Below are 10,821 nucleotides of genomic sequence, written 5' to 3' on the forward strand. Positions count from 1 at the left end.
CAATGCATACGAATGTAAAGCTCAATCGTGAAATACGTTGTGCTGTACTTACAGTTTCTGATACAAGAACTGTTGATACAGATAAAGGGGGGCAACTCGTTCAAACGTTGTTACAAACAACGAATTGTGTGGTTCAGCCCGAACACTATCAAATTGTTAAAGATGACCGCTCTGCAATTGAATCACAACTTAAGCGATGGTTAACAGAGCCGCTCGATGTCATTATAACGACAGGTGGGACAGGAATTGCACCTAGGGATGTCACTATCGAAGCGGTACGACCGTTACTGACGAAAGAAATCGAAGGCTTTGGTGAACTCTTCCGTTATTTAAGCTTTGTAGAAGACGTCGGTACACGGGCTTTATTATCAAGAGCTATAGGCGGTACGGCAGGTCAAACATTAATTTTTAGTTTGCCGGGTTCGACAGGCGCAGTTAAGTTGGGAATGAATCGATTGATCTTACCTGAAATCAATCATCTCGTTCATGAAATGAATCGTTAGCATTAACGGAGAGTAAAAAGAAGAGTGTTTTGAAGAGAAAATGTGGTTTTCAGACAGTTTAGTGATTTACTGTGCACATATTGCAATTTAATCAAGCGGGCAACGCATAAAGTAAGAAATAGGAATGACTTGAGTGGCCCACTTGATTGAATAAGACCATTATCTACATTTGGTAATAGAGCTAGTGACGACTAAAATCTGATTTTCCGCCTGTTTTTTTGATTAAGTAAGTTTCGCCAATAATCATCCCTTTGTCGACAGCTTTACACATGTCGTAAATCGTTAGTGCTGCGACAGAGGCGGCAGTCAGTGCTTCCATTTCAACACCTGTTTTTCCAGTCGTTGAAACAGTGGCGTCGATATGAAGTCGGTATTCAGCGTCCTTCATTTCCCAGTCAAAAGCAATATCAATACCAGTCAGTGCGAGTGGATGACACATAGGAATAATGTTTGACGTGTTTTTAGCTGCCATGATTCCTGCAATTTGTGCAGTATTCAAGACATTTCCTTTTTTATTAGAATTATGAATGATTTGTTCATAAATTGTCGCATTTACTTGGATGCTTGCGTGAGCAATGGCAGTACGTTGGGTCGTATTTTTATCAGAAACATCGACCATTTTGGCGTTACCTTGTTCGTTTAGATGTGTAAATTCAGACATGCTATTCCTCCTTAATGATGCAAGGTTAGTATAGCATGAATCTTTTAATTTGTTAGGAGTGTATGCGGAATGCCAATAGAAAAGAGACACCCCATTCCAGTGATGGAGGCTATTGAACGTGTTGTGAAACAAAATATTTTGTTGTCTGCCAAAAAGGTCAACATATATGAAAGTGAAGGCTATATTTTAGCAGAAGATATTGTTGCCACTTATGCAATTCCACGCTTTGATAAATCGCCCTATGATGGATTTGCATTGCGCAGTGAAGATACACAAGGTGCGAGTCATGACCATCGCAAAGCATTTAAAGTGGTTGATCATATCGGCGCAGGTGCGGTCTCAACTCAAAAATTACAAAAAGGGGAAGCTGTCCGTATTATGACTGGTGCAGAAATTCCACAAGGTGCCGATGCGGTCGTTATGCTAGAACAAACTGTTGAAAGTGAATCAGGTTTTACTATTCGTAAACCTTTCAATAAAAATGAGAATATCTCCATGATGGGTGAAGAGACACGTGAAGGGGATGTTGTACTGACAAAAGGTCACCGCATTAATGCTGGTGTGGTGGCCGTATTAGCTACATTCGGTTATGTCGACGTTCCTGTCTTTCAAAAGCCAAGTGTCGCTATCATCGCCACTGGCAGTGAGCTGCTCGATATTGACGCACCGTTAGAGCCTGGAAAGATTAGAAATTCGAATGGACCTATGATTCATGCACTGTTGCGTAAAGAAGGAATTGAAGGCACGTTATATCGGATTCAAGAAGATGATTTTGACAGCAGTTTAGCTGTTGTCAAAGAAGCGCATCAGAAACATGACATCGTGATAACTACTGGGGGCGTCTCGGTCGGTGATTATGATTATTTACCTGACATCTATCGCGCTTTAAACGCAGAGGTCCTGTTTAATAAGGTTGCAATGAGACCTGGAAGTGTAACAACTGTCGCTGTTGCGAACGAAAAATATTTGTTCGGCTTATCGGGCAATCCATCTGCATGTTATTCAGGGTTTGAGCTTTTCGTTAAACCAGCCATTTATCATATGATGCATGCACAACGCTATTATCCAGCAGTCATCCGTGCTACATTAATGGAAGACTTTAAAAAGGCCAACCCATTTACAAGATTTGTACGTGCTAATGTTGTTTTGACAGGGCGTGAAGCCACTGTTTCACCATCAGGTTTTAACAAATCTGGTGCCGTAGTATCTATTGCGCATAGTAATGCGATGATGGTATTGCCTGGCGGAACAAGAGGGTTCCAGAAGGGGCATCAAGTAAGTGTCGTGCTCACATCATCTGAAGCCTATCAACAGGAACTGTTTTTATGATTTTACAAGTGGTCGGCTATAAAGATGTAGGTAAAACAACAATTGTATCTCGAATCGTAAAACATTTTAAAAGATTAGGCTATCCTGTCGTTACGATTAAGCATCATGGCCATGCACATGAAGAGATTACACTACCACATGAGCATGTAGATCACATGCGACATTTTAATGCGGGCGCAGATCAAAGTATTGTTCAAGGTCATCAATATATAGAATCAATACAACGCTATGATGAAATGAGTTTACAGACTTTGATCGGTGAATGTGTTACCATTGATGACAGTATTATTCTAGTTGAAGGGTATAAGGATGCTGATTATGATAAAGTGGTTTTATATCGTAATCAAGCGGAATTTGAACAGTTAAATAGATTGAGTAATGTAAAATATGCACTGCATAGAGATAAAGTTGTCGATGAATTTGGTCAATTTGAAAGATGGCTTGATACGTGGGTGCAAAATAATAAAGGATGAAGAGATTGAAACAGTTTGAAGTTACAACGGAACCACTCAATCCTGAACAATATCGCATGTACACTTTGAATGAAAAGCAAGGGGCGATTGTTGTCTTTACAGGACATGTACGTGAGTGGACCAAAGGCATACGGACACAATATCTTGAATACGAAGCTTATGTTCCGATGGCTGAAAATAAATTGAAGCAAATTGGTGATGAGATTGCTGAGCGTTGGCCAGGCACAATAACTGCAATTGGTCACCGTATTGGTGCGTTAGAAATCTCGGACATTGCGGTTTGTATTAGTGTGTCATCGCCGCATCGAAAAGATGCATACCAAGCGAATGAGTACGCGATAGAACGTATAAAAGAAATGGTTCCAATATGGAAAAAAGAAATATGGGAAGATGGTGCTGAATGGCAAGGACACCAAAAAGGGTACCATGAAGATGCAATTCAAAAGGGAGGACAGCAGTCGTGAAAGTATTATACTTTGCCGAAATCAAAGAATTATTAGGTCAATCTGAAGAAACATTCCACTTTGATCATCCGATTGCGGTCACAGCTTTGAAACAACATTTATATCAAAATTATCCTGCCATTCAAGGGAAAAAATTCCAAGTGGCAATCAACGAAGATTTTGCTCAAGTGGATGATGTGATACAGCCGAACGATGTGGTTGCGCTCATACCACCAGTCAGTGGAGGTTAAAAACAAATCATGAAAGCTATCATCTTAGCAGGTGGTCACTCCGAAAGGTTTGGTTCACCCAAAGCATTTGCAGAAATTAAAGGCACACCCTTTTATCATAAGTTAATCGATACGCTACAAGAAACAAATATGTTCAGTGATATTATTATTAGTACGAATGAAAGTTTGGCTATGCAATTCGAAGCGCAAAAAGCACAAGTGGTCATTGATGATGCAAATCATCGCGGTAAGGGACCTCTTGCAGGTATTTATAGTGCGATGGTTCAAGATGAAATGGAAGATGTTTACTTCGTTATTTCGGTGGATACGCCGATGGTTACTAAAAAAGCGATTAGCCAGCTTTATCAATTTATGGTCTCTAATCTTATAGAAGAACATTTAGATATTGCAGGGTTTGCAAATGAAGGGGCACCAATACCTACGATTGCCTTTTATCATAAACGTGTATTTCCGGTTATTGAACAAGTGCTTCAATCGGATGATTTAAGTATGAAGCATGTTTATGAACAAGTTTCTACCGATTGGTTGGATGCAGATTCAATTAACGGCCCAAGTTATTGGTTTAAAAATATTAACTACCAAGATGATTTGGCAACTTTAGAAGCAGAAATGATAGAGTAATGGAAAAAAAGGGGGGCGCAAAATGGCTGAACAAATATTAGATAAGTTGGGAAGACCCATTCGTGATTTGCGCATTTCCGTCACAGATCGATGTAATTTTCGATGCGATTACTGTATGCCAAAAGAAATTTTCGGGGATGATTATGTCTTTTTACCTAAAGATCAATTATTGAGTTTTGAAGAGATTACGAGAATTACACGACTTTATGCACAATTAGGTGTGAAAAAGGTAAGAATCACCGGTGGAGAACCATTACTGCGCCGTGATTTGCATCGATTAATCGCTCAAATTAATGCGATAGAAGGAATAGAAGATATCGGCGTGACAACCAATGGCTTGTTACTTAAAAAGCATGGACAAAAGTTGTATGATGCTGGATTAAGAAGAATCAATGTCAGTTTAGATGCTATTGAAGATCCGGTATTTCAGTCGATTAACAATCGTGGTATTAAAGCTTCAACAATACTTGAACAAATTGATTATGCAGTCGCTATTGGTTTACAAGTTAAAGTCAATGTCGTTATCCAAAAAGGGATTAATGATAATCAAATTATTCCAATGCTCCATTATTTTAAAGATAAAGATGTTACAATACGTTTTATTGAATTTATGGATGTAGGTAATGATAACGGATGGGATTTTAGTAAAGTTGTGACAAAAGATGAAATGTTAGAAATGATTCATAAGGAATTTGAGGTAGAAGCAGAGCCACCTAAATACTTTGGAGAAGTTGCAAAGTATTATCGATACGTAGGCGCTCAGTCCAAATTCGGCTTGATTACAAGCGTTTCTGACTCATTTTGTTCAACGTGTACACGTGCACGACTCTCATCCGATGGTAAATTTTATGGCTGTCTGTTTAGCAGTGTCAATGGATTCGATGTGCGACAACTTTTAAGAAGCCAGATGACAGATGAGGAGATCATAGCACAACTTAAACAGTTATGGCATGTCCGTGATGACCGTTACTCTGATGAACGTACAGCACAAACTGTTGCGCGTCGCCGTAAGAATAAAATAAATATGAACTATATCGGGGGTTAATCGACAGCGCAGATAGACTGAGATGTCAAGATTGCCTCATAATCAAATAAAACCCTTCAAGGTCTCATCTTTCATGTGACTTTTGAAGGGTTTTTAAAGTTGTAGCATTATTTTTTATGTTGCTTCTTAATATATTTTGATAAGTCGATTTGCGCAAGTAATGGGTCATGGTCACTCGCACGGCCAGACATTTCAGTGAAATCACTATTAACATGAATCATATCAAGACGTGTTTGGGGTGCCAAATGTTTAGACACTAAAACATGGTCTAATGTTTGTGTATTACCTTGATATACGTAAGAATATCTTGCTTTCTTAGGCACTGTATTGACCATATTTTTAAGGCCATAACTTTCAAATGTTTTCAACGAAGGTGTCCATTGAAAATCGTTATAATCTCCAACAGAAATCACATGCGCTTGAGGATTTTGTTGTTGAACTTGTGCGACAAATGCACCTACACGTTTTGCAATTTCAATACGTTGAGGTTCAGTGCGAACGTTGACAGGTTGGTGACGTCCGAATAAACCATCATCACCGCGTTTAGATTTCCAATGGTTTGCGATGGCAATGACTTGTTGGCCTTTGAATTCAAATTGTGCAGCTAAAGATTTTCGAACCTCTTTGAAGGCTGGATCCTGTGGTGAAATACGTCCAGGGTTATGTGTTAGTTGGTTATTTCGATATGCGACGGCTGTATCAGCATCACCAGGTTTGATTTGATCATCAAATTTAACACGATCTGGATTGTATAGGAAGCCGACGCGAATATTAGCGTCCGGTTGACCACCATCTACATTCATTTTAGGATCAATGTTCACGTAGCGATAGGTTGGACCACCAGCCGCTTCTATTGCTTTAATGAGACGCTCATATGAAGCTTGGGCTTCGGGGCCGCCTTTGCCAGGTCCATCGTTATCTTGCACTTCTGTAACACCGATAATATCAGGTTTTTTCATATCGGTAACAATGCCTCTAGCTAATTTTTGAGCTTTATCTTGACTTGACGTTTTCACATCATTTGAAAAGTTTTCAAGATTGTATGATGCAACAGACAATTTATTTTCAGAAGGTTTAAGGTAAGTGCCTTGTTGTTGTGCTTTACCCTTTCGGTATGCGACTTCCATCTCTTTTGAGTCAATATTGATTTTATAGTTTTGGAAACTATAATTGACATAACCGATGAGAGGCCCTTTGAAGTAGTCCCCCGTATTGACATTAAATTGATGAGCACGATTTTTGCTATTATTCATTTTAAAAGCGATACGTTGCCCATTTTGATTGTCTTCTTTTAATAACACGCCACCATTTTTAGTTTCTTGGCGATTGCGATTTAAAACAGTAAAAACTTCTCCGTGAGATTGTGGGCCTACACTTCGAACATTTCCTATTTGCACACGCATACCTTCTAACGATTCCCAATAATCTATCGCGTATTTTTTAGGATTATATACTGAGAAATGTTGATCAGATGCGATGGTTTTAGGTATTTTTTTTATTTTAATCGGTTTTGGTAAAGGTTGATCATGTTTTAATGTTTTAATATTTCCATTTTTAGAAGTACGTGCATCAATTTCTGTGATCGGCAGATCCGTTTGTTGCTTTGTATCATAACCTTCGATTGCATACTCATCAACCATACCTGAAACTTGCACAAGGTCACCTACCTTGACGGACGGTGCAGAGTGGCCTGCATAAACTATAATCCCCTCTGACGTATTAGGGTCTTTGTCTTTATATTTGTCAGGTGTTTGTAAATGGAAATAATGATTCCCCTTTACTTGATATTGGTATGTAACGATGCCTTCAACATTGTGAACATGTTGTCCTTTCAAAGGTGAGAAGTGTCCTGCACCTTGAATATCATGAATTTGAATAGAATGTGTTGATTGTGCTTGTCCTTGTGCATTAGCGAACGTATTTTGCGCGTGAAAAACAGGGGGCGCCAGCAATAAGCTTAAAACAACAGTTTTACCAATTAACTTCTTTTTCAATAGATTGCCTCCTAAAATATATATTTCATATTTAGTATATCAAAAGAGGAATATAAAGAATGTAAAAATTGAGTAAAATATAGAGATGAAGTAGGGTAATTTCTCACTACAAATAAGTTGATGATGCTAAAAGCGTTAAATTGCTATATTTGTGAAGAGATATCGTCTATATGAGTCTCGTTTTGTGACTCGTATGACTTTAAGTTATTATTTTTTATTTTCTTCATTGTGTTCTAAATGTTTAAGGAGGATATGGTAAATTTGATCAATCAGTTTGGTTGCTGCTAAAACTTCTTGATCTGATAAATAAAGTTCGTTTAAGAGTGACATTTGTAGCTCAGTAATGCGCTGCGCTAAAGTATCGTGTAATAATCGACCTGATGAAGAGAGATTTAACAATTTTTCTCTTTTGTCTTCGCCAGTTTGGATAGTCAACCAGTTCTTTTCATTGAGTACTTTCAATATTTTTCGTGTCGTCGGCTTCTCAATTGAACGACGCTTTGAAATTTGGACGAGTGTTGTGTTGGGATGGGCAGCGATATCTTTTAATACAAGCCATTGTGCAGAGTGTAAATCATATTCATTCAATAAAGGTTGGACATATTTAATATATGGACGATGAAGTTTCATCAAATCATCAAACAATACTGAAGGTTTCATAAGGATTTCCTTTCTGTTGCGTAATAGCTTGATTATATCACGTCATCTAAATAGACGAAAAAGCAGAGCGTTTACGATATCTTTATATATGAATCGTATCTATTTGATTTAACATAGATAGTTCAAGCATAGTTTCAAAGATTTTAAATGGATGCATGATGAATGGGGTAGCAATATAATAGGTATCAAACGTATCGTGCTAAATTAAGTGTATATCGAGATTTCATGAATGATATTTGTTAAAATGAAGCAAAGGCTTGCGAAGTGGGAGGTAAGTAAATGATAGATATAGAATTGGATCATATCATTCATTATATACATGGTTTAAAGCGTTTTGAATTTCCTGGGAAATATTTAGAAATTCAATATGGCGGCCAACATGAATCGCTAGGAACATTCAATCGCTTAGTTCAGATTGATTTATCCTATATTGAGTTGTTAGATATTTATAATCAAGGGAAAATGAAGCAACAATCAAAAACGCAAAATGGTAAATATTCATTTGCGAAGGCCATTATGGAAAGTGATTATAAGCAAGGTTTTAAAAAGCTCTGCTTTAGAACGCATGATATTGTCAAACTTAAGAAAGCGTTCGAAGCGCGTGGATTGGAAACAGTGGGTCCTATTACAATGACACGTGAAAATAAAAAGGGGCATTCGGTTCAATGGCAACTTTTATACGTCAATAACCATCATTTTGATATGATGATGCCATTTTTTATCCAGTGGCAAAAAACAGATGAAGAAAGAGAAGCTGAATTGGAAGAAAACTTTCAAACTAACTTTAAAATCGACATGGTTACGTTCTTGTCTCATCAACGCCAAACAATGGTAGAAAACTGGAAGCAATGGTTTGATATGGAAACGGTAGAAACTGCTGATCGCTATACAATATTACATAGTCCAGCAAAAAAGGTGAAATTTAAAATTGTAGAGGGTAAAGATGATGCAATCGATACGGTACAGTTTGTCGATCAAACCATTGATTCTCCAGTCTCAATTCGGACACGGGGTGCAAATTATCAATTCGTACCACCTCAAGAATAAATCGCCTGAAACACGATACGTATGATAAGCAATATATGAATAAGCGAGATGAAAACGGCTATAAGCGCAATAATAAGTTGCTTCGATGTTCGATAAAGTAAAATCATATAGACACTCGTAACTAATGAAAAAGCAACAAAAATAATGCGCAAACTTAAGTAATCTATTCCGGTATTAAAGCTAAGTGTGATTTCTATAATGATTAAGTTTACAATAGATAAAAAAATAAGTATGATATTGCGCATTTAAGTACCTCCAGTGATTGTATTAGATGATTGCTTGTTACTTGCAATCCCTTTTAAATGAGAGAAAGTGTGTCATAACAATTTTGAACTTGAATCTGCTCCGTTTGGATGACAAGTAGGCTTCCTCATTTTAAAATTGAAATGTCTATCTCATTGATAATTCAATGATACGTATGATTGATTATACTAAAAAATAAATAAAGACCATAATTTAAAGGAGTATTAATGTCAAAATGAAATTAATGAATATTACTGATCAAGCACATGACGCCTTTGTTAAAAGTCATCCGAATGGCGATTTATTACAATTGACAAAATGGGGAGAAACTAAAAAGCTGACAGGTTGGTATGCGAAGCGAATTGCAGTCGGAGAAAATGGTGAAATTAAAGGGGTTGCCCAATTACTATTTAAAAAAATACCGAAACTTCCGTATACACTATGCTACGCTTCACGAGGCTTTGTCGTTGATTATTCAGATCAACGGGCACTCAAGACTTTACTGGTCGAGGCTATCAAAGTCGCGAAAGATGAAAAAGCTTACACAATTAAAATTGATCCCGATGTTGAAGTTGAGCAAGGGATGACTGTAGTGCAAGATTTATTAGATTTAGGATTTAAGCATAAAGGGTTTAAAGAAGGCCTCGCAAAAGACTATATTCAACCGCGAATGACCATGGTGACGCCTATCGATAAAAGTGATGATGCGCTTATCCAAAGCTTTGAGAACCGCAATCGTTCAAAAGTAAGACTTGCACTTAAACGCGGAACGAAAGTAGAACGCAAAGGACGCAAAGATTTAAAAATATTTGCTAATTTAATGAAAGAAACGGGTGAAAGAGATGGTTTCTTAACACGTGATGTTTCATATTTTGAAACGATTTATGATGCGCTACATCCAGATGGTGACGCAGAACTTTTCTTAGTTAAACTTGAGCCTAAGCCTGTATTAAAAGACTTGCGTGATGAGCAAGAAAAATTAGAACAAGAGATTCAGGGGCTATCGGAAAAAGATCAAGCCAATAAAAAAGTGCGTAATAAATTAAAAGATGCACAACAAAAGCGTGATAAGAATAGTGCATTGATTAAAGACATGGAATCGCTAGAACGTACGCATCCTGATGGAATATACCTTTCAGGCGCGCTATTGATGTTTGCCGGTCAGAAATCTTATTACTTATATGGTGCATCTTCTAATCATTATCGTGATTTTTTACCAAATCACCATATGCAGTTTAGAATGATGCGATATGCACGTGAAAAAGGTGCAACGACTTATGATTTTGGTGGTACAGACAATCAACCCGATAAAGATTCAAGTCACTATGGCTTGTGGGCATTTAAAAAAGCATGGGGTACACACTTAAGTGAAAAAATAGGGGAGTTTGATTATGTGTTAAACCCAATCGTTTATAAAGCGGTTGAGCAATTTAAACCACAACTCACACATTTAAAAATCAAACTGGTTCGCCGGATTAAAGCGCTTCGAAATAAAGAAAACTAAATTAAAGCAAGACACTATTCACTTTAACAATGATAATACGCCGTACG

General features: G+C 37.5%; 13 protein-coding genes. 9 read left to right on the forward strand and 4 right to left on the reverse strand.

Annotation, left to right across the window (positions count from 1 at the left end; translation table 11 throughout):
- Positions 1–2: 2 nt before the first annotated feature.
- Complete coding sequence (locus KM149_RS03175; RefSeq protein ID WP_165546072.1) at positions 3–503, forward strand: MogA/MoaB family molybdenum cofactor biosynthesis protein; 501 nt, start codon at positions 3–5, stop codon at positions 501–503.
- A 181-nt stretch (positions 504–684) separates the two neighbouring features.
- Here KM149_RS03175 and moaC read toward each other — a convergent pair whose 3' ends face one another.
- Positions 685–1,164, reverse strand: a complete 480-nt coding sequence (moaC, locus tag KM149_RS03180) for a cyclic pyranopterin monophosphate synthase MoaC (RefSeq protein ID WP_165546073.1) — start codon at positions 1,162–1,164, stop codon at positions 685–687.
- 69 nt (positions 1,165–1,233) lie between these two features.
- Here moaC and KM149_RS03185 point away from each other — a divergent pair, with 69 nt between their 5' ends.
- Genes KM149_RS03185 through moaA form a run of 6 tightly spaced genes read left to right on the forward strand, consistent with a single transcriptional unit; the run spans position 1,234 to position 5,326 of the window.
- Positions 1,234–2,493: a molybdopterin molybdotransferase MoeA gene (locus KM149_RS03185; protein ID WP_241415521.1), complete on the forward strand. Its 1,260-nt coding sequence runs from the start codon at positions 1,234–1,236 to the stop codon at positions 2,491–2,493.
- Positions 2,490–2,966 (forward strand): molybdopterin-guanine dinucleotide biosynthesis protein B, encoded by a 477-nt coding sequence (gene mobB / locus KM149_RS03190; protein WP_060829536.1) that lies wholly within the window; start codon positions 2,490–2,492, stop codon positions 2,964–2,966. Before KM149_RS03185 ends, mobB begins: the two co-directional genes overlap by 4 nt.
- 5 nt (positions 2,967–2,971) lie before the next feature.
- Complete coding sequence (locus tag KM149_RS03195; protein ID WP_037559482.1) at positions 2,972–3,430, forward strand: molybdenum cofactor biosynthesis protein MoaE; 459 nt, start codon at positions 2,972–2,974, stop codon at positions 3,428–3,430.
- The gene (gene moaD / locus KM149_RS03200) at positions 3,427–3,660 is read left to right on the forward strand and encodes a molybdopterin converting factor subunit 1 (RefSeq protein ID WP_050330214.1); all 234 of its coding nucleotides are present in this window, start codon (positions 3,427–3,429) and stop codon (positions 3,658–3,660) included. The genes KM149_RS03195 and moaD overlap by 4 nt, the downstream gene beginning before the upstream one ends.
- A 9-nt stretch (positions 3,661–3,669) precedes the next feature.
- Positions 3,670–4,281 (forward strand): molybdenum cofactor guanylyltransferase MobA, encoded by a 612-nt coding sequence (gene mobA, locus KM149_RS03205; protein WP_182361080.1) that lies wholly within the window; start codon positions 3,670–3,672, stop codon positions 4,279–4,281.
- A 22-nt stretch (positions 4,282–4,303) separates the two neighbouring features.
- Entirely contained in the window at positions 4,304–5,326 is a 1,023-nt protein-coding gene (gene moaA, locus KM149_RS03210; protein WP_050330217.1) for a GTP 3',8-cyclase MoaA, read from the forward strand.
- A 107-nt stretch (positions 5,327–5,433) separates the two neighbouring features.
- On the opposite strand, the gene KM149_RS03215 is transcribed toward moaA, so the two are convergent.
- Together KM149_RS03215 and KM149_RS03220 are read right to left on the reverse strand one after the other, a co-directional pair.
- Positions 5,434–7,320 carry a DUF8508 domain-containing protein gene (locus tag KM149_RS03215; RefSeq protein ID WP_214970894.1) on the reverse strand — a complete coding sequence of 629 codons (1,887 nt, stop codon included), beginning with the start codon at positions 7,318–7,320 and terminating at the stop codon, positions 5,434–5,436.
- 207 nt (positions 7,321–7,527) lie between these two features.
- On the reverse strand, positions 7,528–7,980 hold the full coding sequence (locus KM149_RS03220) for a MarR family winged helix-turn-helix transcriptional regulator (protein WP_165546077.1): 453 nt from the start codon (positions 7,978–7,980) through the stop codon (positions 7,528–7,530).
- 279 nt (positions 7,981–8,259) lie between these two features.
- Here KM149_RS03220 and KM149_RS03225 point away from each other — a divergent pair, with 279 nt between their 5' ends.
- Entirely contained in the window at positions 8,260–9,027 is a 768-nt protein-coding gene (locus KM149_RS03225) for a VOC family protein (protein ID WP_050330223.1), read from the forward strand.
- Here the strand turns inward: KM149_RS03225 and KM149_RS03230 are convergent.
- Positions 9,018–9,272: a hypothetical protein gene (locus KM149_RS03230; protein WP_050330225.1), complete on the reverse strand. Its 255-nt coding sequence runs from the start codon at positions 9,270–9,272 to the stop codon at positions 9,018–9,020. The genes KM149_RS03225 and KM149_RS03230 overlap by 10 nt on opposite strands.
- Before the next feature lie 233 nt (positions 9,273–9,505).
- Between KM149_RS03230 and KM149_RS03235 the strand changes: the two genes are divergently transcribed.
- Positions 9,506–10,774, forward strand: a complete 1,269-nt coding sequence (locus KM149_RS03235) for a lipid II:glycine glycyltransferase FemX (RefSeq protein WP_214970891.1) — start codon at positions 9,506–9,508, stop codon at positions 10,772–10,774.
- Positions 10,775–10,821 lie beyond the last annotated feature (47 nt).

The organism is Staphylococcus coagulans, assembly GCF_022557135.1.
In the GTDB taxonomy this organism is placed as follows: Bacteria; Bacillota; Bacilli; order Staphylococcales; family Staphylococcaceae; genus Staphylococcus; species Staphylococcus coagulans.

Bases quoted from the DNA above. Each gene is read 5' to 3' on its own strand.
- KM149_RS03175 (WP_165546072.1), top strand. From the start codon at position 3: ATGCATACGAATGTAAAGCTCAATCGTGAAATACGTTGTGCTGTACTT.
- moaC (WP_165546073.1), bottom strand. From the start codon at position 1,164: ATGTCTGAATTTACACATCTAAACGAACAAGGTAACGCCAAAATGGTC.
- KM149_RS03185 (WP_241415521.1), top strand. From the start codon at position 1,234: ATGCCAATAGAAAAGAGACACCCCATTCCAGTGATGGAGGCTATTGAA.
- mobB (WP_060829536.1), top strand. From the start codon at position 2,490: ATGATTTTACAAGTGGTCGGCTATAAAGATGTAGGTAAAACAACAATT.
- mobA (WP_182361080.1), top strand. From the start codon at position 3,670: ATGAAAGCTATCATCTTAGCAGGTGGTCACTCCGAAAGGTTTGGTTCA.
- moaA (WP_050330217.1), top strand. From the start codon at position 4,304: ATGGCTGAACAAATATTAGATAAGTTGGGAAGACCCATTCGTGATTTG.
- KM149_RS03220 (WP_165546077.1), bottom strand. From the start codon at position 7,980: ATGAAACCTTCAGTATTGTTTGATGATTTGATGAAACTTCATCGTCCA.
- KM149_RS03225 (WP_050330223.1), top strand. From the start codon at position 8,260: ATGATAGATATAGAATTGGATCATATCATTCATTATATACATGGTTTA.
- KM149_RS03230 (WP_050330225.1), bottom strand. From the start codon at position 9,272: ATGCGCAATATCATACTTATTTTTTTATCTATTGTAAACTTAATCATT.
- KM149_RS03235 (WP_214970891.1), top strand. From the start codon at position 9,506: ATGAAATTAATGAATATTACTGATCAAGCACATGACGCCTTTGTTAAA.